Raw genomic sequence first — 20,554 nt, 5'->3', positions numbered from 1 at the left:
TCCCTGCCTCGGGCACCGAGCCGCAGAGCATGGCATCATTGGCGCCCATTGGGGCGCATGAGTATACTGGTGCCTACTTCGTCATCCAATGCTCAACGATGTCCAAACCCATGGCAGTTCAGGCTCCCGCCGGAGCCTCGCGGCTCGCTGCAGCGGGCAAACCTCGAGCGGCCGGGCGGCCCAGCCACGAAGACGCACTCAAGTTGCGTGAGCGGCTGCTCGACGCCGCGAAATCGGTCTTCATGAGAGAAGGGTTCGGCGCCGCGCGGGTCGAAGAAATCGCATCGCTTGCCGGCGTCAGCAAAACGACCGTTTACCGCCAGTTCGGCACGAAGGAAGAGCTTTTTCGCGCCATCGTCTGGCGCGGGATGGCCGACTTGAGCGGCAAGATCGCCCAGCACCTGGAACCCGGCCGCGATTTTTCGACCAATCTGGCATCCCTTATCGATGCACTGGTCGAACACATGGCAACACCGGACAGCACGCACACTTCACGCATGGTCATTGGCGAGTCGATACGTTTTCCAGACGTCGCAAGGCAGTTCCTGCAGTTTGTGATGACGATGCTGGAGCCACTCACGAGCGCCCTCAAAACCGCGGCCGCGAATGGCGTGATCGATATCGACGATCCCGCGAACGCAGCGCACGATCTCCTTACGCTCGTCGCCGGCACAACTGAAGTGCTGCTCGCGATCCAAACCACGCGCTCGGAACGCAAGCGTCGGGCCGAGCGAGTTCATCGGATCCTGCTGATTGCGTGGAAGTATCGGGCGTCGCTGGACAAAGCCCGTGTCAAGTCAATGACGTAGTGTTTGCGGCCGGTGCGCCCCACGTGCGTTCCCGACATACTAGCCGGCAATTTCTCCCATCACCTGAAACTGCCCGGATGCCTGGGCGATGCACCTCGCATTGGCCCAGATCCGGCAATCCGAAAAAATCACGCGCTTCCCGGAACGCAGAACATCGACATGGGCCTCCACCCAGTCACCCGGCTCCGCGTTGCCCATGAAATTGACCGTCAAGCCCGTCGTCAACACCTTCACCGCCGGTTGACGCGAATACTTGCTTGCCCACGTAATAGCCGTATCCGCCAGCATGCAGACGGCGCCGCCGTGCATCATCTGGCCGAGGTTTCTGTGCGCTTCACGCACGTACATGCCGATGACGTGCCCGCGCTCGCTCTTGCGAAAGTACGTGGGACCGAACATCCGATGAAAGGGGCCGAACTCCGGCATCAATGAAAAACCCGCCGGAATGGGTTTTTCCCCGCTTTCCGCAGGCGCATCCACCGCCACTTCGTGTACTTGTTCCAATGCCATCCTCCTCTTAAGCGCCGCAACTAGCCAGGTGCCGATATTTCCTTTTTCATCAGCAAGACATGGCGTATCATTATACGCACACAAGTCACATATATGAATATACATGGACACTGGATCGCTCTTCACGCCTCTCGTTGTTCGAGACGTCACGCTCGCCAATCGAATCGTCATGTCACCCATGACGCGCGGTTTTTCCCCCGAAGGACTACCCGGCAATGACGTCGCGGCCTACTACAAACGGCGCGCCCAAGGCGAAACAGGCCTCATCATCACGGAAGGTGTCGGTGTCGATCATCCGGCAGCGCTCGGCGAAGCCGGGCTCGGCGAGGATTCAATTCCCGTGCTCGCCGGAGAAGAATCGGTGGCCGCGTGGCGGCGCGTGACTGACGAAGTTCATGCCAGTGGCGGCGTCATCTTTCCGCAGCTGTGGCATATGGGGCCAATGAAAGAGGCGAATACGGGCCCCTTTCCGGCCGCCGCTCCGCTGCGCCCATCGGGCCTATGGGGGCCGTCAGGGTGCACGACCTCGCTCAACGCGGGCTACATCGAGCGCGTCACGGCGCCAACGCGGCCAATGACAGACACCGAGATCGCGGACGTCATCGCTGCATACGGTCGAAGCGCACATCTTGCGCGGGCCGCAGGATTTGATGGCATTGCCATTCACGGTGGTCACGGCTATCTGATCGATGCGTTCCTGTGGGCCGAGACCAATCAACGCACGGACAACTGGGGCAAGGATCTCGCGGCACGCAGCCGTTTTGCCGTCGAAGTCGTGCGTGCGATACGCGAAGCGATCGGCGATGCGATGCCGATTACCTTCCGCTTTTCGCAGTGGAAACAGCAGGATTTCCGCGCGCGCCTCGCCAACGATCCGCACGAGCTCGAACAGATCCTCGCACCGATCGCGGATGCCGGCGTCGACATTTTCGAGGCGAGCACTCGTTATTTCAATCGAGCGGAATTCACGGGCTCGGAGATGAATCTCGCAGGCTGGGTAAAGAAAGTGACTGGCCGGCTTTCGATGACGGTGGGTGGAATCGGAATCAATAAGGGTTACTACGATTCAATGGCTGGAGCCGAGACATCGGCGCAGCCAGACCTCACACCGTTGCTGGATCGCTTCTCACGCAACGAATTCGATCTGGTTGGCGTAGGACGATCGCTTCTGCACGATCCGAACTGGGCGCGCCGCGCCCGCCTGGGGGAGCCGTTTCTCGGCTTCAGCAATGATTCGCTCGCACGCCTCACCTGACGAAAGGCGTTTTTGCAATTGACGCCTCTGCATCAGGCATCAGCTGCTGGAGATAGGCAATTCCTTAGTTCCGCCCGGTGACCGGAATCAACGTGCCGGTGACACCCGATGCTGCCTCCGAAGCCAGGAACAGAATAACGCTGGCGATTTCCTCGGGCCGCACCCAACGCGAGAAATCCGCGCCAGGCATGTCGTTGCGATTCTGCGGCGTATCGATAATGCCGGGCAGGACCGCATTGACGGTAATTGAACGATCCTTGAGTTCTTCGGCTAGCGCTTCCGTCAAGCGCATCACCCCCGATTTCGATGCCGTGTACGCGCCCATCCCCGTGGCGGCCTTGAGTGCGGAGCCGGCGCCGATATTGATGATGCGGCCGCCGCGTGTGCCACCGGCAAGATAGTCGAGCGCCGCTTTCGATGCCGCGGCCGCCGTGCGCACATTCATCTGGTACATCAGGTCCCACGTGTCGAGGCTACCGTCGGCCAGCGTCTCCCAGCGAAATCCCCCGGCCACATTGACGATCGCATCGAGCGCGCCGAGTTGCTCAACAGCCGCCGCCATCGCCGATCGCGCCGCGTCGAGGTCCGTCAGTTCGACGCCGCCGCGCCACCACGCCGCGTTCAGTTGCGCCGCATCTGCATCATCGGGAGCCGGTACCTTGTCGAGCAGCGCCACCTTCCAGCCGTTGTCAGAGAATACTCGGCCCACGGCCCGCCCCAATGTGCCAAAGCCACCGGTTACCACCACAACTCGTTGCATGTTCGCTCTCTCCGTCGCCGTATCCGGCGCAATAAGATCAACGACCCTTGAAAACCGGCTCGCGCTTCTCGCGAAACGCATTCACAGCTTCCTGATGGTCTTCCGTCAGATTCGACAGCGCTTCGTAGGCTATCGACGCATCGAGAATGGAATGCGCGAGTTGCTTGAGCCCGATGTTGATCGACGCCTTCGTCCATTGAATCGCACGCGCGGCTCCATTCGCCAGCCGCTTCGCCATGGCGTCGACAACGGCATCGAGATCTTCGGCAGGCACGGCATGATTGATGAGCCCGAGTCGCGCCGCCTCTTCCGCGATGAGGAGGTCACCCGTCAGGAGATACTCCTTGGCCTTCGCATAGCCCACGAGCTGCGGCCAGATCACCGCGCCACCATCGCCCGCCACAAAACCGACTTTCACGTGCGGATCGCCGATCTTTGCGTGATGAGCTGCATAGCTCAGATCCGAGAACAACGCGATCGTCGCGCCGAGACCAATAGCATGACCATTGATCTTCGCGATGACCGGCTTCGGACAATCGAGCATCGAAAAGACGATCTTCTTCGCGCGCTGCATGCCCTCGAGAAACAACGCAGGATTGTCGATGACCTGCTGCATGTGCTCGATATCGCCGCCCGCGCTGAACGCGCGCCCGGCCCCCGTCAGCACCACGACGCGGGTCTCGTCGTCCTCGGCGACATCGAGAAAGAGCCGCGACATCTCGATGTCCATCTGCTCGTCAAACGCATTCAACGTTTCGGGACGGTTGAACGTGACGGTGAGAATGCCGCCGTCGCGTTCGAGCAATAGCGCCTTATAGTCCGAAATATTCATGACCACCCTGTTCACAATGGAGAGGTTCAGCGGAGCGGCAATACGTCTCCCGCCTCCGCCGCCCGCAATGTTTGCCCGCTGCGTCAGTGCCGGGGGCACAACATCTGCCCCCCGGCATCCCGCACGACTTCGATTACACGTGCAGCGGAATGAACTTGCGGCCGTTGTCGTACATGATCTTGCGCGTGTCTTCTTCGCTGAGCCCGGCGCACGCTTCCGACGCGAAATCCTTCGGCTCCGGCACGCCTTCCGCGTGCGGATAGTCTGAGCCCATCAGAAGGAAATCCGACGAGCCGGTCTGGGCGATGATATTGCCAATGTCGTCTTCGGGATACGCGACCACAAACACGTTTTCCTTGAAGATCTGGCTCGGACGCATCTTCAGTTGACCGCACGGCCAATAGCCATTCTTCGCCATGCCCCGGCACTTGTCCATTTTCACGAGCATCGAAGGCACCCATTCGGCACCGTTTTCCGCGCTGCACAGCTTGACGCGCGGGAAACGCTCGAAGAAGTTGTAGAAAATGAACGACGACAGCGTTTCGACCACCGGTCGCTCACTGTAACCGTGCATCCAGATGAACGCTGTCTGACGCTGGCGCGACTGCTGCACCGGCTCGCCCCACACCGCCATGTGATCCTTCATGTAGATCGCTTCCGAAACGTGGAACGTGACACGCACGCCCGCCTCGTTGAGGATCGACCAGAACGGGTCGAAGTACGGGTCCGCCGGCGAGCGGCCATTGAATGGTCCCATCGGCATCAGGATCACCCGCACACCGTTCGCAACCAGCCATTTGGCCTCCACGATGGCTGCGTCGAGATCGTCGAGCGTCACGACCGGCGTCGTGTAGATTCGATCCTTGTAGTTGAAGCCCCAATCGTCGAGCATCCACTGGTTATACGCATGCAACACCGCATTGGCCGCGACGGGCTCATTCAGGTAGGAAATGCATGCGACCATTTCGCCGACGTACATCGTGCACGCTTCCACGCCGAATTCGTCCATCTTCTTCACGCGTGCGTCGCGGTTGAACATGTCCGGCGTCGGCGGAACACGCATGTCCACGTTATCCTTGCCGTCCTTCATCGCGCGCAGCCATTCATGCAGCTTGCCCGGCGGCGGTACGTGCCCCTCGGCCGAGACGTAGCCCTCGCTGATCTCCACCTTGCGATCGCCGACATACATGCAGCGGTTGCCATCCGCCGTGACACGGCTCGTGAACGACCAGTCCTTCTTGAACTTCTCGGGCAAGTGGCGGCTGTATGCATCCTCGACTTCGTAGAAGTGCGTGTCGGCGTCGTAGATCTTCCCTTGATACGTTTGCATGAACTCTCTCCTGATTGTGGGGAGCGCTGCTGGACGTGCGCCCTCGAGAGAAGTATCGGCTCAACCCATCAGCCCAAAAACTGCGATATCGAACCGGGAAACGTCGATATCGATTTGATATCGGTCGTCGCTGCCGCCGCTCCCGACGCCGGGATGATATTTTTTGAAAATATACATACGAACATTGTTCGCATATGAGTATGCACGAAGGCGTGCATGAACTTGATACGTCAATCGCACGGGCGGGCGCAGGCTGTAACGCGGCCGCCCCGAGGGCTCACGATCGTGAGCCTTCTGTCGCAATGGCAACCTCGCCAACGCCACTCTTGTGCTCATTCGGCCCCGCCTTCGCGAGCACTCCGCCGTACAAGCAGATCGTCAAAACGGCGCACGTGCGGCAGAACAGGTAATGCAACAGGGCGCTCTACATCGTCTTCTCATGCTTCTTCGCGGTAGGCGCCCACGCGATATTCGCTCCACGCGGGACACGGCGGTGCGCCGTGCCCCGCCGACAGGGGAATGTTCGATATTCGTCTATCTACATCGCCTGGGGTTCGCTCACACGGCTGCTGTACGCTTCCATGCCGAAGCAGCACACCCCTTTTGATCGCCGTAGCAACCGATTCACTCGGCGCAGCATTGACGCGCCTTTCAACCGCGCGATACCCGCCACATACTGCAGCACATGCTTCGATATGTGACGGGCCGGCCAGTCACTCCACTTCGGCTTGGCCCAATGCCGACGCGCGTTGCGCCACCTTCATGATGTTCTGCTCGAGGTGCGGACGTTCGCGATCGAAACGCTCGAGTGGCGCGCCAATCGCCATCGCCGCGATCACGTTGCCGTTCGGCCCGAAGACCGGCGACGACACACCCGCCGAGTCCGGCAGCAGTTCGCCGCGGCTGACCGACAAACCGCTTGCAAGAATGCGGTCGAGTTCGTCACGCAGCGCCTTTTTCGTCACGATCGTCTGCGGTGTTCGACGCTCGAATTTGACCGTCTTCATGTAGTCGGCAACGAACGCGTCCGGTGCGTGAGCCAAGAGAACGCGACCGGCAGCGGTGCAATAAAGCGGGCGGCGCAAGCCGACGTGCATCGAGTAGCGCACGGATTGCTCGCTCTCGATCACGTCGACATAGGTAATTTCCTTGTGCTCGGCGTCGAGGACGCCGATGTACACGGTTTCATTGGTGCTCTTCGAGAGATCGATCAGGAACGGGCGCAGCATCTTCGAGAAATTCCATGCGGCCATCACACCCGCTGACAACCGGAAGATCGACGGCCCGAGCCGATAGCGGCCCGCGTCGTGCAACAAGAATCCTTCTGCGACCAAAGGTCTAAGCAGATTGAGCAGGCTGCTCTTCGGTGACTCCAGGGCGACATTCAGTTCTGCCAGCGACATCCCGTCCGGAGACTTCGCCAGTACATCGAACATTCCGAGGAGTCGGGTCAGCGAGCGCGGGCCGCTGACATCCCGGTCCGCCGGCGCCGAGGTCTCTTTCAGCATGATTTTCCCCATCAATTGACTATATGGATTATACGGAAAATTGTTCACATAGTTTTACAACGATCACGAGTCGGCACGCACTTGCGCCACACAAATTCGGGAATACGCTAGGGTACCCTCTGGCTCATGACGATATATAGTTGAACATCGTTCGTAAAATTGAAGAGATCGAGCGACGGTTTCCAAGCACTCACTCGGCACGCACGCGCGTCGAACAGCAGCGTCGACTCCACTTCCGGATCCCTCATGTATACGAAAAAACTAGCAGACAAGGTCGCCATCGTGACAGGAGGCGGGCAAGGCGTCGGACTCGGCATTGCCCGCTCGCTTGCCGCCGAGGGTGCGTGCCTGGTGTTGACGGGCCGCACGCAAAACAAACTTGCGCAGGCCGCCGAGGAATTGAGTGCCCTCGGTTCGAAAGTGCTCGTCGTGCCTGGCGATACGCGCGATCGTGCCAACGCCACGCGCACGGTCGAACGTGCGATCGAGCGATTCGGTCGCGTGGACGCGCTTGTCAACAACGCACAAAGCAGCAACCCGGGTGTTCCGCTCGAGTCGGTGAACGACGACGACTGGAACGACACGCTCGAGTCTGGCTTGTACGGAACGCTGTATTTCATGCAGGCCGTATTGCCGCGGATGAAGGCCCAGGGCCGCGGCACCATCGTCAATTTTGGCTCGCGCACTGGCATCGAAGGGCTCAAGGGATTCGGCGCCTACGCCGCAACCAAGGAAGGCATTCGAGGGCTTTCACGTGTTGCCGCGCGCGAATGGGGCGCATATGGCATTACCGTCAACGTCATTTGCCCGGCAGCGCTCACGCCAGCCGCTGAAGCGTACCTCGAAGCCAATCCCCAGGAACGCACGCGCTATCTCTCTGAGATCGCTCTTGGCCGCTTCGGGGATCCCGAGCGCGATATTGGTCGAACAGTTGCATTTCTGTGTAGTGACGATGCGAGTTTCATCACAGGGCAGACTATCAGTGTGGACGGCGGACAGTCAATGCTTTAGTACGTGTTCTTGAACACAGTGCAACTTCGGAAACGGAAAGTTGACATTCGCGCAGCCACAAACAATTTAATTGAACCAATGGTTGCATTATTGGGCTGCCGCGGAGAGCGGGCTCGCACCACGCGCATCAGGAAGAACGAGCGTGATCCGGTATTTCTCCTCCTGCACACTTCGCGAGAGCGTGTGGAGTTGTGGCCTTGGCTTCGGGACACCGAGCCAAGGTTTTTTTTTGCAACTCCAGCGGGGATCGCAGGCCAATCCGCGTGCAAGCGCAACCCGAACGGTTGCGCTTCGCCACCACTACAGAACTTTCTTCGTGCGCAAGGTCTCGATGTCGGACGGCGACATGCCCAGCAGATCGCGAAGCACCACGTCCGTATGCTGTCCGAGCATCGGCGGCGCGTCGTAAGCAGCGATCGGCGTGCCCGACATCTTGACCGGATTGGCGACCATGCGGACCGCCTCATCGGTCAGCGGATGTGCGACTTCGACGCACATCTCGCGCGCCTGGACATGCGGATCGGCGAACACCTGCTCCAGGTTGTTGATCGGCCCAGCGGGCACGCCCGCCGCATCGAGGGCCGCCAGCAGTTCATCGCTCCGCCATTCGGCGATCAGCGGCTCGAACACCTCGCCAAGCGCACGACGATGCTTCACGCGCAGCGCGATCTCGCTGAATCGCGGGTCGCCGGCGAGTTCGGGATGACCGAGCACGTTGCACATCCGCGCGTATTGCTCGTTGTTTCCGGCGACGATCATGATGTCGCGATCGGCACAGCGGAACATGCGGGACGGCATGCCGCCGTTCCCCTCCGTACCGCGCCGGATCGGAATCTGGCCCGAAACGAGGTACTGGCTCGCGTAATGCGATGTCGCGGCGATCATCGCGTCGAGCAATGCGAGGTCGATGTACTGCCCCTCGCCACTGCCGCCTCGAGCCGCGTCGCGATGGTAGAGCGCCGCAATGATCGCGGAAGCCGCATATTGACCACAGAGGATATCGGCAAGGCTCGGGCCGGTTTTCATCGGCCCGCCGCCCGGCACGTCGTCGCTGTTGCCGGTAACGCTCATCAGGCCGCCCATCGCCTGGAAAATCGAGTCGTATCCGGGGCGCGGGCTGTACGGGCCGGTTTGTCCGAAGCCCGTTATCGAGCAATAGATCAGGCGCGGATTGACGCGCTTGAGGCTCTCGTAATCGAGCCCATAACGCCCGAGGTCGCCGACCTTGTAGTTCTCGAGCAGCACGTCGCAGTGCGCGACCAGCGAGCGTATCAGCGCCTGGCCGTCCGGCGTCGATATATCGCACGTGATCGATTTCTTGCCGCGGTTGGCGCTGATGAAGAACGTCGACTCGCGCGTGACCTTGCCCTCCCGATCCATGAGAAACGGAGGGCCGAACTGCCGCGAATCGTCCCCCTTGCCCGGACGCTCGACCTTGATGACCTCCGCACCGAGATCAGCCAGCATCTGTGCGCCCCAAGGCCCCGCGAGAATGCGGCTCAGGTCGAGTACGCGAACCCCTGCCAACGCGCCTTTTGTCATATCAGACTGTCCCCTTGATTCTTGCCGGCCGCACCGCAAAACCCGCATCAGCGTCCGACGAACTTCGCCGCACGTTTTTCGATGAAGGACTGAACGCCTTCCCGTGCGTCTTCCGTGTTGTAGAGAAATTGCTGGGTCGACTGAATCGTCGCGTAGGCATCCTGCCACCCTTGCCCCAGAGAGACTCTCGCATTCTGCATCGTGGCTTGCACGGCGAGCGGCGCCTGCGCCGCGATTCGCTCCGCGATGGCGAGCGCGCGTGCGAATTCCTCGCCTGCCGGCACAACGTCCTGCACGAAATTCATATTCCGTGCTTCCTCTGCGGTGAACTCGTCGCCGGTGAGCAGCACCTTCATCGCGTTGCCCCAGCCGGCACGCTGGACCATGCGGAATGTCGCACCACAACCTGCCATGATTCCCCGCTTCACTTCAAGCTGGGAGAAACGGCAATTATCGGCAGCCACGGCCACTTCCGATGCAAGCATCAGTTCGACCGCGACCGTGAAGCAGATTCCCTTGAGCGCGATGACGACGGGTTTGGTCCGTAACGGCGCGCGCAAGTTGAATGGATCGACCTCGCCCTCCGGAAGCAAGGGTTTGCCCTCGCGGCGCAGCGGTGCGATTTTTGGCATGTCGAGCCCCGCCGTAAAGTGATCGCCCTCGGCGTAGACGAGCCCGCAGAACAGATCGCTACTCGTCTCGAGTCGCGTGTAAGCCCTGGCCAGTTCCACGAACATCTTCGGCGTGAAGCCGTTGCGCTTTTCAGGCCGGTCGATCCCTATCAACAGCAGGTTGCCGCGCTGTTCGACGCGAATCTGTCCATCCTCGTGACGAGTCGTCATGCACTATCTCCTTGCGGGGTTTTCCGTTAGCCGATCTGACCATCGGCTCAATTGACAAAGCCATGCCACACATTCAGAATAATAAACGTCGTTCACAAAATTGGCAACGCGGAGCACAACCCCATGCCGCGAAGGCGGCGCGCCGCAGCCCCGGCGTCAGGCGATCGGATCCCAATGCTGGTTCAAGTGTTCACCCTGATTTCTGCGAGGAAAGACCATGGCCTACGAGACGATCATCGTCGAAATTCACGGCAAGACCGGCTTGATCAAACTGAACCGTCCGCAAGCCTATAACGCGCTGAACAACCAACTGACGGACGAGCTCACGGCCGCACTGGACGGCTTCGAGGCCGATCCCGCCATCGGCGCGATCGTGCTGACCGGCAGCGACAAGGCGTTCGCCGCCGGGGCCGACATCAAGATGATGAGCGAATGGACGTACATGGACGTCTACCAGAATCAGTTCATCACATCGAACTGGGAGCGCACGTCGCGTTGCCGCAAGCCGGTCGTTGCCGCTGTCGCGGGTCTTGCGCTCGGCGGTGGTTGTGAACTGGCCATGATGTGCGACTTCATCCTCGCCGCCGACAACGCCCGCTTCGCCCTGCCGGAGATCACGCTCGCGACCATTCCCGGCGCCGGCGGCACACAACGCCTCACGCGGGCGCTCGGCAAATCGAAGGCGATGGAAATGATCCTCACCGGCCGCAAGATGGACGCCGCCGAAGCCGAACGATGCGGGCTCGTAAGCCGCATCGTTCCCGTCGATACACTCGTCGACGAAGCGCTGAAAACAGCCGACGAAATCGCCCGCTACTCGCAACCGGTCGTCGCGATGGCAAAGGAATGCGTCAATCGCGCATACGAATCGAGCCTCGCCGAAGGCATCCTGTTCGAGCGGCGCATGGCGTATTCGACCTTTGCCACGGAAGACCGCAAGGAAGGCATGGCGGCCTTCGCCGAAAAACGCAAGCCGCAGTTTCGCGATTGTTGACGCGCCGGCAAAAGGCCACTTTCGCCATGGCGCGCCGAGCACACCAGACCGCGCACGTATAGCGCACCGCCTGGTACCCACATTCCCTACTCCGACTACAGGACAGACACGCGATGAAACCCTACGTCAATCGCATTATCGAATTGCTCGGGATTCGATACCCCATCGTTCAAGGCGGCATGCGCTGGGTGGCGCGGGCCGAACTGGCGGCGGCAGTGGGCAACGCGGGCGGACTCGGATTCATTTCCGCGCACACCCATGCAAGCGCCGATGCGCTCGCGCGCGAGATCGACAAGGTGCGCTCGCTCACGGACAAACCCTTCGGCGTCAACCTGACCGTTCTCGGCGCCAACGCCGGTCTCGATTACGACGGGTACGTGCGCACGATCGTGTCGCAGGGTGTTCAGGTCGTGGAAACAGCCGGCAGCAATCCAGCGAAATACATTGCCGAATTCAAGGCGCACGGCATCAAGGTCATTCACAAGTGCGTCGCGGTCCGGCACGCCGTGAAGGCCGAATCGCTCGGCGCGGACGCCGTCAGTATCGACGGTTTCGAGTGCGCGGGGCATCCCGGCGAAGACGATATCCCGGGACTGATCCTCATTCCCGCCGCGGCCGACAAGCTCAAGGTGCCGATTCTCGCCTCCGGCGGCTTTGCCGACGGGCGCGGCTTGATGGCGGCGCTGGCGCTCGGGGCGGATGGCATCAACATGGGTACACGCTTCATGCTCACGCAAGAGTCCCGGGTACACCCGGCGATCAAGCAACGTATGCTGGACGCAACCGAGCGCGATACGGTGCTGGTCGGTCGCTCGATCGGCGATTCGAGCCGCGTGATCAAGAACAGCGTGAGCCTGAGCGCGCTGGAACTGGAGCGCAGCGGGCACGTCGCGCACTCGGACCTTTACGCATTGACCGGCGCCAATCGCTGGATGGACGCGTTCGCCACGGGAGAAGTCGAGGGTGGCGCGTTCCCTGCCGGGATCGTGACAGGACTCATCCACGACATGCCGACCTGTGCGGAATTGATCGACCGCATCGTGAAGGAAGCGAGCGCGATCTCGCAACGCCAGCTCGGCTTCGGCGCCGCTCTCTCATGAAACTCGCCGGCCTCCGCGTGCTGGATCTGTCGCAGTTCATGCCGGGTCCGTTGCTCGCCGCCCATCTTGCGGATCACGGCGCGCAAGTGATCAAGATCGAACCGGTCACCGGCGATCCCACGCGCGGCGTGCCGGGGTCGGGCGACGCGTTCTTCGCCGCGCTAAACCGCGGCAAACACAGCATCGCGGTGGACTTGAAGCACCCGGACGGACGCGACGTAGCGCTCAAGCTGATGAATCAGGCAGATGTGGTCATCGAATCGTCGCGACCAGGCGTCGCCGCGCGCCTCGGCATCGACTACGAAACGGTGAGTCGCACGAACCCGCGACTCGTCTATTGCGCGCTGACTGCATTTGGGCAGCACGGCCCCCTCTCTCGACTGCCCGCGCACGATCCGGTGATTCAATCGTTCGCGGGAACGCTGCCCCGCGACAGCCGTGGGGCGCCAATCACGACAGGCACATCGCTCGCCGCGCTGGCCGGTTCGTTGACGGCATTGTCCGCTGTGTTGATGGCCCTCCTTCGCGCGCGAGAAACGGGACGCGGCGACTACGTCGACATCTCGCTGTTCGACGCGGCGCTGACGGCGCAGCCACACCTGAGCGGACGCCTGCTCAACGCGCCGTACGATCGATCGGCAGACGCAATTGAAGGCAACAGCGGCATCGCGCTGCTCAATGCCTATGAGACCGCCGATTCGAAGTGGCTCTGCCTCGGCGGACGGGAGTACACCTTCGCGACCAACCTGCTCACACCACTGGGCCGCCCGGATCTGATTAGCGATGCGATCGGCCCGGCCGGTGAAGGCCAGACGCGCGTGCGGGAATTCCTCGAGCAAACCTTCCGGACCCGCACGCGCGATGACTGGCTGAACTGGTTCGAAGGACGCAACATCAGCGTCGCACCGGTACTCTCGCTCGCGGAAGCGATCAACCACCCGCATACGCGCGAGCGCGCAATGATTCAACGCGATCCATCGGGATGCAATCACCTTGCGAACCCGATTCATTTCCGCATGGAGCCTGCCTCGCCATCGCTCGCCGTTCCACACGTCGGCGAACACACCGAACGCGTGCTGCGCGATCTCGGCTACAGCGACGACCGGATCGCGGAACTCGTCTCGTCCGGTGCCGTGCGTGGGCCGTGCGGCGCGACCCCGGCCGTTGCGCAACCTATCCACTGACGCGAACCACACCATGCCCGTCCTGCTCGAGTCGAACTCGGTCGACTTCGCATCCATCGTTCGACCCGGTGATACCGTCACCTGGGGCCAGGCGAACGCAGAGCCCCTTCCGCTCACACAAAAACTCCTCGAGCAACGGCACGGCATCGGTGCATTTCGAGTGTTTCTAGGCGCGAGCAGTTTCGATACGTGCCGTCCCGAGCACGCCGACCGCATCGAGTTCGTTTCGTACTGCGGCACCGGCGCGAACCGCGCGTTGGCCAAGGCTGGCGCGCTCGATATTCTTCCGTGCCACTACTCGCAGTTTCCGCAGATGATGGAATCGGGCCGGTTTCCGATCGACGTCCTGTTGCTGCAATTGGCGCCGCCCGATTCACAGGGCCGCTACAGCCTGTCCATCGCGCACGAGTATTTGATTCCGGCACTCGAGCACGCCCGGATCGTCGTGGCGGAGGTGAACGAGCAGGCGCCGTGGACATATGGCGAGCGATACCTTCGTGACGACGAGATCGACTTCATCCTGCCGACATCGCGCGCGTTACCCGAAACCTCTCATGGCGCGGCGAGCGCGGCGGAACTGGCCATTGCACAGCACACGGCAGCGCTGATCGAAGACGGCGCGACGATTCAGCTCGGCCTCGGCGCGCTCCCTGAAGCCATCCTTGGTCGCCTCACCGATCGTCGAAACCTCGGCATTCATTCCGGCACGATCGGGGACAAAGTCGCCGATCTCATGCAATGCGGCGTGATCACCAACGCGCACAAGACCATCGACACGGGCAAGACCGTTGCGGGCGTGATCATGGGCGGTCGTCGCATTCACGCGTTCGCGCACCGCAACGATGCCATCGAGTTTCGTTCGACCCGCTACACGCACGACCCGGACGTACTCGCAGGCATCGATCGCTTCGTCGCCATCAACTCGGCGGTCGAAGTCGATCTGAGCGGTCAGATCAATGCCGAAATTGCAGGAGGCATCTACGTCGGCGCGGTGGGCGGCGCACTGGATTTCCTTCGCGGCGCGCGGCGCTCCCGTGGCGGCGTTCCCGTCATCGCACTGCCCTCGATAGCCGGCAAGGGCGGCAGCCGAATCGTCGCGTCGTTGAATGGCCCGGTCAGCACACCACGCAGCGACGCCGGCATCGTCGTGACGGAATATGGCGTAGCCGACCTGCGCGGACTGACGTTGCGCCAACGGCGCGAGCGCATGCTGGCGATCGCGCATCCGGACCATCGCGGCGCGCTCGATCAGATGGCGGGCGTGCCGTCATCCAGTCGCGCCTGAACTGCGATGCTCGCCACCTGAATCAGCACCTCGAAACCACGCAAGGAAATTTCCATGAAACGCGCAGCCATTGTCTCCCCTGTACGAACGCCCGTCGGCGCCTTTGGCGGAAGCCTGCGCGGCGTATCCGTCGAAGCACTCGGAGCACTCGTTGCGAACGAAACCATCCGGCGAGCGGGACTCGATCCCGCCCGCATCGACGACGTCGTTTTCGCACAATCGTATGCGAACAGCGAAACGCCCTGCGTGGGCCGCTGGATCGCGTTGCAGGCAGGCCTTCCCGTGGAAGTGCCGGGCATGCAACTCGACCGGCGCTGTGGCGGCGGCCTGCAGGCACTGGCCACCGCCGCAATGATGGTCCAGACGGGCGCCGCCGACGTGGTTCTGGCGGGCGGCGTGGAAAGCATGAGCAATATCGAGTACTACAGTACGGACATGCGCTGGGGTGCCCGTTCGGGCTCCGTGCAGTTTCACGACCGCCTGGCACGCGGCCGCGAGCGCTCGCAGCCCGAATCGCGTTTCGGCTACATCTCGGGCATGATCGAAACGGCGGAAAATCTCGCCACCGACTACGGCATCAGCCGCGAAGCCGCAGACGAATTCGCACTGCACAGCCATCGGCGCGCGGCGGCAGCATGGGAGTCGGGCCGTATGGCCGACGAGGTCGTGTCCGTCACCGTTCCGCAGAAGAAAGGCGAGCCCCTCCTCTTCTCCAGAGATGACGGATTCCGCGCCGACGCCAGCATGGAAAGCCTCGGCAAGCTTCGCGCGTTGATGCCGGGCGGCACCGTCACCGCGGGCAACTCCAGCCAGCAGAACGACGCCGCGGCTGCGTGCCTCGTCGTCTCGGAAGATCGCCTCGAAGCGCTAGGGCTCGAACCCATGGCGTGGTTCACCGGCTGGGCTGCCGCCGGCTGCGAGCCATCGCGCATGGGCATCGGACCCGTGCCTGCGGTCCAGAAGCTCATGGCACGCACCGGCCTGTCGCTCGACCAGATGGATCTCGTCGAAGTAAACGAAGCGTTCGCATGCCAGGTGCTGGCCGTTCTCAAAGGCTGGAACTGGCACGACACCGACCGGCTGAACGTGAACGGCTCCGGCATCTCGCTCGGCCACCCCATCGGCGCCACGGGCGTGCGCATCATGACGACGCTCCTGCACGAACTGACGCGTCGAAAGGGGCGTTATGCACTCGAGACCATGTGCATCGGCGGCGGCCAAGGTATTGCCGCCGTATTCGAGCGCGCCTGATTCCATGTGCCGCGGCGCACGGCATGACGCCGTGCGCGTGCCGGCATCCTCAGACCTCCACCTCGACCATCACGAAGTCGGCCTTCGTCGCGCCGCACTCGGGACACGCCCAGTCATCCGGTATGTCTTCCCAGCGAGTGCCGGGCGCAATGCCCTCCGCAGGAAGCCCCGCTGCCTCGTCGTAATAAAAACCGCAAAACATACATTGCCACTTTTTCATGATTGCTCCATGAATCGTTGAGATGGGGTTGGTTCAAGGCGCGACGTCCCAGGCGAGCGGCAGATAGAGCATGCCATTGACCGAGCCCGAGCCGCAGCGTGGCTTGTCGCCCTCGCGAATGTGAAAATCCGGAATGCGTTTGAGCCATTCCTGCAGGAACACCTTGATCTCCGTGCGCGCGAGAAACGAACCCGGGCAACGATGCGGCCCGTTTCCAAAAGCCGCATGGATCACCGGCTTGCGCGTGAGATCGACGGCAAGCGGGTTGCTGAACTTGCGGTCATCGAGGCCGTGCAAGGCGTTCGGCAACTGGATCTGGTCGCCCTTCCTGAACCGGATGCCCTTGTATTCCATGTCCTGCGTGATGAGCCGCGCCGTGTTCGCCACGCCAAAGCGACGGATCAATTCGTCGACCGACGAAACCATCAGTTCGGGATTTTCGATAAGTTGCCGCCGGTGTGCCGGATTTTCGGCGAGGAACCGCGCGATGAAGCCCATCATCGAAGCAACGGTATCCAGTCCACCGAACAGCACGACGATGAACATGCCGAACATGCGTTCCTGGCTGATCAGCTTGCCTTCGATCTGCGCGTTGGCGATGAGACTGACGAGATCGCCACCCGCATCCGCCTTTCGCTTTTCCACCCACGTGGAGATATAGCCGACGAGCGCGCGCTGAGAGTCGTTGCGTCGCTCGAAATCGCCGCGCACGGCCCATTCCGCCCACTCCAGCAACTGCTCGCGGTCGCTCACCGGAAGTTCGGCCAGACGCAGAAAAATAACGATCGGAAGAATCTTCGCGAACTCCGCGACAAACTCGCATTCGCCTCGTGGAGCAATCTTGTCGAGCAGTTCGACGGCCAGGCTACGCACGTCATTCTCCAGTGACGCGATAGCTTGCGGCAGGAAGGCCGGGGTGATCAGGTTGCGGTACGCGGTATGCTCGGGCGGATCGAGCTCGAGCGGCACGATTTGCATTTCGTTGTTCGGAGGGATGTTGACGTTGCGATGCGAGAAGCGGGTATGGTCCTTTTGCATCGCCTCGATGTCCTCGCCGCGCGTGGCGATCCAGTGGCCACCATAGTACGGCGACCAGACGATGTCGGGCCCGGCGTGCAGCGACTTCCATGCCAGATGAACATCGTCCTGTGCGCCGGGGGGGGCCATATAGTCAAAATCGACCACGAGTTCTCGCGGGACATGGTCCGGCACGGTCCAGTCTTTCGCACGATTCATCTTTGTGTCTCCTTCCATATCGACGACTTCGAGGGAATGAATCGTCACGCTCGGCGTCACCGAGCTGACGTTCATATTATGCAACATCGTTCAGTTTTGCTATTATACCGAGGTGAGCTTCTCATACATCAACGCCTGTATCGAACGGAGACAAAAGTGAGCGATTTCGTCAAGGACAAGGTGGTAGTGGTAACGGGTGCGGGTGCCGGCATCGGTCGCGATTTCGCGCTGCAATTCGCGGCGAACGGCGCCAAGGTCGTCGTCAACGACCTCGGGCGCAATGCCGAAACCGGCGAATTCGCCGCGAAGCGCGTCGTCGGGGAAATCAAGGAGGCCGGTGGGCAAGCCGTTGCCTCGACGGACAGCGTCGCCGAGTGGGATTCGGCGCAGAAGATCGTCCAGGCCGCGCTGGACACCTTCGGCCGCATCGACTGCGTGGTGAACAACGCCGGCATCGTGCGGGACCGCATGTTCTTCAATATGAGCCTCGACGAGTGGAAGGCCGTGGTCGACGTCCATCTGAATGGGTCGTTCTTTGTCGCACGTGCGGCAGCGCCGCATTTCAAGGCGCAGAGCGGCGGCAGCTTCGTGCATATGACTTCCACGTCGGGGCTGATCGGCAATCTCGGGCAGGCCAACTACTCGGCCGCCAAGATGGGTGTCGTCGGCTTGTCGAAGTCGATCGCGCTCGACATGGCGAAATTCAATGTACGCTCCAACTGCATCGCGCCGTGGGCCTGGACCGCGATGACGGCGTCGATCCCGTCGGAAACGCCCGAACAGAAAGCGCGTGTCGAGATCCTCAAGCGCATGGAATCGCGCAAGATTGCGCCGCTCGCGGTCTATCTCGCGTCCGATCAGGCCGCCAAGGTGTCGGGCCAGATTTTCGGCGTGCGCGCCAACGAGATCTACTTCTTCAACCAGATCCGCATGATCCGCTCGCTGCATCGCGACGGCGGCTGGACACCCGAAGCGATCGCGGAGCAGGTCATGCCGGCGTTCGAATCGAGCTTCTTTCCGAACGTGCCTTCCATGGCGCTCACCCCGTGGGACCCGGTGTAAGCTCAGTCGGACCCTGCCCGCGTCGCCGTGTTCAGCGGTGGCGCAGGCGGTGCGGCGGCCGCTCGTCGCACCGCTTATCCCTCGGCCGAGCCGTGCGTGCCTTCGGTCAAACCGACAATACGTCTTGCCTTGAGCAGGACCGGCAAGTCCACCATCCGCCCGTCCACGGACACTGCCCCGCCTGCTGCACGTTCGTATGCGTCTACAATGCGTCGAGCCTTGGCAACTTCATCGGCGCTCGGGCTGAATGCCGCGTTGACCGCGGCAACCTGGCGCGGATGAATGCACAGCTTGCCGCCAAAACCCAGCGACCGTGCCTTCGAAGAGTCCATTGCAAGCTGCTGTTCGTCGTCGATCGCAACCGTCACGCCATCCACCGGGGATTGAATTCCCGCCACGCGCGAGGCCAGTACGATGCACGAACGCGCGTGCAGCAACGCGTCCCATGACCCGTCGCAGTCCAGATCGAGCTCGAAATCCACGGAGCCGAAAATGAGGCGCTCGACACCGGGCATACGCGCCACCTCCCGCGCGTTCCAGACGCCGGCCGCGGATTCGATGATCGGCCATGCGGGTTTCGCCGTCGCGGCCGCAACGGCTGCCAACGCAGCCGTATTCTCCGCCTTGGGCAACACGACGCCATCGATACCTTCCGACGCCGCAAGGGAGAGGTCATCATCGAACCACGGTGTTCCGGCGCCATTGATGCGCAACAGCACACGAACCGGTGACGCCAGGAACGTTCGCGCCGCATCGGCGACATGAGCGCGCGCGGTTGCTTTCTCCGCGTCCGCCACGGCGTCTTCGAGGTCCACGATCACCGCATCGGCCCCCGCCGCGACCGCCTTGGCGAATCGCTCGGGCCTGTTTCCCGGCACAAAAAGAAACGAACGCATAAATCTCCAGTTCAAAGGCCGGTCCACCCGCGATCAGACGCCTTGGCGGACCGGATTCGACCCATCACACGAGCATGGCCGCTGCTTGCATGCGCAACGATCCGTCGCTGCCTGCAATCCACAGGCTCACCTTGCCCGGCTCCGATTCGTCCCGCTTCCCGCAGACATAAAAGGGTGATGTGTCCAGCACGGGCTTGATCGCGCGGAACGAGAATGATCCGACCCGTGCACTCGGAATTTCGGCGCTCAGTGAATCCATCAGGAGCGTGGCGAGCAGCGGCCCGTGCACGACGAGCCCGTCATACCCCTCTTCTCCGATCGCGTACGGCCGATCGTAGTGAATGCGATGACCGTTCAGAGTAAGCGCGGAATATCGGAACAGCAGCACCGGATCAGGGATGACCTCGCGCGCCCATTGGGCATTTGCAGGCGCTGCCTGTGACGCCGCCGGCTTTTCGCCTGAGGCGGGATGATCGCGATACACGATATCCTGGCGTTCGACGACCGCGACGCCGGCCGCATCGCTGACCTCGTGCTTGACGTTGACGAACACGAGATCGCCGGTGCGTCCCTGCTTATGCTCGACGCGCTCGATGCGCGAAAGCCGCGTGATCGCGCTGCCTGCCTTCAGCGGCCGTAGAAACTCGAGTTGGCTACCCGCCCACATGCGGCGGGGTAAGTCGACCGGCGGGAGAAAGCCTCCACGCTTCGGATGGCCGTCCAGCCCGATCATCGACTGACGAGGCACGGGCAGGAAATAAAGCCAGTGCCACAACGGCGGCAGGTCGTCGCCGGGCGCAGCGGGTGGGTCATCGCGATCGAGCAAGGCGCCGAGCGCATTCATCGGCACAACGGTGACCTGGTCGTGCACTTGCTCCGTGCGTCCGGTCCATTGCTGCAAATGCGCGATATCGATGACCATGATGG

General features: G+C 61.8%; 20 protein-coding genes. 9 read left to right on the top strand and 11 right to left on the bottom strand.

Annotation, left to right across the window (positions count from 1 at the left end):
* Positions 1-110: 110 nt before the first annotated feature.
* Entirely contained in the window at positions 111-809 is a 699-nt protein-coding gene (locus HWX76_RS12270) for a TetR/AcrR family transcriptional regulator (RefSeq protein ID WP_226248660.1), read from the top strand.
* Positions 810-848: 39 nt separating this feature from the next.
* On the opposite strand, the gene HWX76_RS12265 is transcribed toward HWX76_RS12270, so the two are convergent.
* Positions 849-1,319, bottom strand: a complete 471-nt coding sequence (locus HWX76_RS12265) for a PaaI family thioesterase (RefSeq protein ID WP_085966532.1) — start codon at positions 1,317-1,319, stop codon at positions 849-851.
* A gap of 103 nt (positions 1,320-1,422) precedes the next feature.
* On the opposite strand from HWX76_RS12265, the gene HWX76_RS12260 reads away from it, so the two are divergent.
* Complete coding sequence (locus HWX76_RS12260) at positions 1,423-2,574, top strand: NADH:flavin oxidoreductase (RefSeq protein ID WP_124631825.1); 1,152 nt, start codon at positions 1,423-1,425, stop codon at positions 2,572-2,574.
* Positions 2,575-2,638: 64 nt separating this feature from the next.
* Here HWX76_RS12260 and HWX76_RS12255 read toward each other — a convergent pair whose 3' ends face one another.
* The 4 genes from HWX76_RS12255 to HWX76_RS12240 all read right to left on the bottom strand — a co-directional run bounded on the left by HWX76_RS12255 (position 2,639) and on the right by HWX76_RS12240 (position 7,004).
* Positions 2,639-3,334: an SDR family NAD(P)-dependent oxidoreductase gene (locus HWX76_RS12255; protein WP_012337374.1), complete on the bottom strand. Its 696-nt coding sequence runs from the start codon at positions 3,332-3,334 to the stop codon at positions 2,639-2,641.
* A gap of 37 nt (positions 3,335-3,371) precedes the next feature.
* Entirely contained in the window at positions 3,372-4,166 is a 795-nt protein-coding gene (locus HWX76_RS12250; RefSeq protein WP_012337373.1) for an enoyl-CoA hydratase-related protein, read from the bottom strand.
* Positions 4,167-4,299: 133 nt separating this feature from the next.
* Positions 4,300-5,496 (bottom strand): amidohydrolase family protein, encoded by a 1,197-nt coding sequence (locus HWX76_RS12245; RefSeq protein ID WP_012337372.1) that lies wholly within the window; start codon positions 5,494-5,496, stop codon positions 4,300-4,302.
* A 713-nt stretch (positions 5,497-6,209) separates the two neighbouring features.
* Positions 6,210-7,004: an IclR family transcriptional regulator gene (locus HWX76_RS12240; protein WP_012337371.1), complete on the bottom strand. Its 795-nt coding sequence runs from the start codon at positions 7,002-7,004 to the stop codon at positions 6,210-6,212.
* Positions 7,005-7,250: 246 nt separating this feature from the next.
* Between HWX76_RS12240 and HWX76_RS12235 the strand changes: the two genes are divergently transcribed.
* Entirely contained in the window at positions 7,251-8,015 is a 765-nt protein-coding gene (locus HWX76_RS12235; protein WP_124631826.1) for an SDR family NAD(P)-dependent oxidoreductase, read from the top strand.
* A gap of 300 nt (positions 8,016-8,315) precedes the next feature.
* Here HWX76_RS12235 and HWX76_RS12230 read toward each other — a convergent pair whose 3' ends face one another.
* The gene (locus HWX76_RS12230) at positions 8,316-9,557 is read right to left on the bottom strand and encodes a CaiB/BaiF CoA-transferase family protein (protein ID WP_124631827.1); all 1,242 of its coding nucleotides are present in this window, start codon (positions 9,555-9,557) and stop codon (positions 8,316-8,318) included.
* A 47-nt stretch (positions 9,558-9,604) separates the two neighbouring features.
* Positions 9,605-10,399: a crotonase/enoyl-CoA hydratase family protein gene (locus tag HWX76_RS12225; protein ID WP_012337368.1), complete on the bottom strand. Its 795-nt coding sequence runs from the start codon at positions 10,397-10,399 to the stop codon at positions 9,605-9,607.
* 217 nt (positions 10,400-10,616) lie between these two features.
* On the opposite strand from HWX76_RS12225, the gene HWX76_RS12220 reads away from it, so the two are divergent.
* The 5 genes from HWX76_RS12220 (at position 10,617) to HWX76_RS12200 (ending at position 16,213) form a co-directional block, all read left to right on the top strand.
* A complete protein-coding gene (locus tag HWX76_RS12220) occupies positions 10,617-11,393 on the top strand; it encodes an enoyl-CoA hydratase (protein ID WP_012337367.1) in 777 nt (258 codons plus the stop codon).
* 113 nt (positions 11,394-11,506) lie between these two features.
* Positions 11,507-12,493, top strand: coding sequence for a nitronate monooxygenase (locus HWX76_RS12215; RefSeq protein WP_012337366.1), 987 nt, complete (start codon positions 11,507-11,509; stop codon positions 12,491-12,493).
* The gene (locus HWX76_RS12210) at positions 12,490-13,677 is read left to right on the top strand and encodes a CaiB/BaiF CoA-transferase family protein (protein WP_124631828.1); all 1,188 of its coding nucleotides are present in this window, start codon (positions 12,490-12,492) and stop codon (positions 13,675-13,677) included. The genes HWX76_RS12215 and HWX76_RS12210 overlap by 4 nt, the downstream gene beginning before the upstream one ends.
* A gap of 13 nt (positions 13,678-13,690) precedes the next feature.
* Positions 13,691-14,962 carry an acetyl-CoA hydrolase/transferase C-terminal domain-containing protein gene (locus tag HWX76_RS12205; protein ID WP_012337364.1) on the top strand — a complete coding sequence of 424 codons (1,272 nt, stop codon included), beginning with the start codon at positions 13,691-13,693 and terminating at the stop codon, positions 14,960-14,962.
* Positions 14,963-15,016: 54 nt separating this feature from the next.
* The gene (locus HWX76_RS12200) at positions 15,017-16,213 is read left to right on the top strand and encodes an acetyl-CoA C-acetyltransferase (protein ID WP_124631829.1); all 1,197 of its coding nucleotides are present in this window, start codon (positions 15,017-15,019) and stop codon (positions 16,211-16,213) included.
* Positions 16,214-16,262: 49 nt separating this feature from the next.
* On the opposite strand, the gene HWX76_RS12195 is transcribed toward HWX76_RS12200, so the two are convergent.
* Positions 16,263-16,433 carry a rubredoxin gene (locus HWX76_RS12195; RefSeq protein ID WP_012337362.1) on the bottom strand — a complete coding sequence of 57 codons (171 nt, stop codon included), beginning with the start codon at positions 16,431-16,433 and terminating at the stop codon, positions 16,263-16,265.
* A 33-nt stretch (positions 16,434-16,466) separates the two neighbouring features.
* A complete protein-coding gene (locus HWX76_RS12190; RefSeq protein WP_041492367.1) occupies positions 16,467-17,669 on the bottom strand; it encodes a cytochrome P450 in 1,203 nt (400 codons plus the stop codon).
* A 156-nt stretch (positions 17,670-17,825) separates the two neighbouring features.
* Between HWX76_RS12190 and HWX76_RS12185 the strand changes: the two genes are divergently transcribed.
* Positions 17,826-18,731 (top strand): SDR family NAD(P)-dependent oxidoreductase, encoded by a 906-nt coding sequence (locus HWX76_RS12185; RefSeq protein WP_012337360.1) that lies wholly within the window; start codon positions 17,826-17,828, stop codon positions 18,729-18,731.
* Positions 18,732-18,805: 74 nt separating this feature from the next.
* Here HWX76_RS12185 and HWX76_RS12180 read toward each other — a convergent pair whose 3' ends face one another.
* Together HWX76_RS12180 and HWX76_RS12175 are read right to left on the bottom strand one after the other, a co-directional pair.
* The gene (locus HWX76_RS12180; protein ID WP_012337359.1) at positions 18,806-19,627 is read right to left on the bottom strand and encodes a CoA ester lyase; all 822 of its coding nucleotides are present in this window, start codon (positions 19,625-19,627) and stop codon (positions 18,806-18,808) included.
* Between the two features lie 64 nt (positions 19,628-19,691).
* Positions 19,692-20,549, bottom strand: coding sequence for a MaoC family dehydratase N-terminal domain-containing protein (locus HWX76_RS12175; RefSeq protein ID WP_012337358.1), 858 nt, complete (start codon positions 20,547-20,549; stop codon positions 19,692-19,694).
* Between the last annotated feature and the right edge of the window lie 5 nt (positions 20,550-20,554).

Origin of the sequence: Burkholderia sp. BCC0398 (assembly GCF_902833245.1) — a bacterium.
GTDB lineage: Bacteria > Pseudomonadota > Gammaproteobacteria > Burkholderiales > Burkholderiaceae > Burkholderia > Burkholderia sola.
This window is presented reverse-complemented; position numbering and strand designations above follow the sequence as displayed.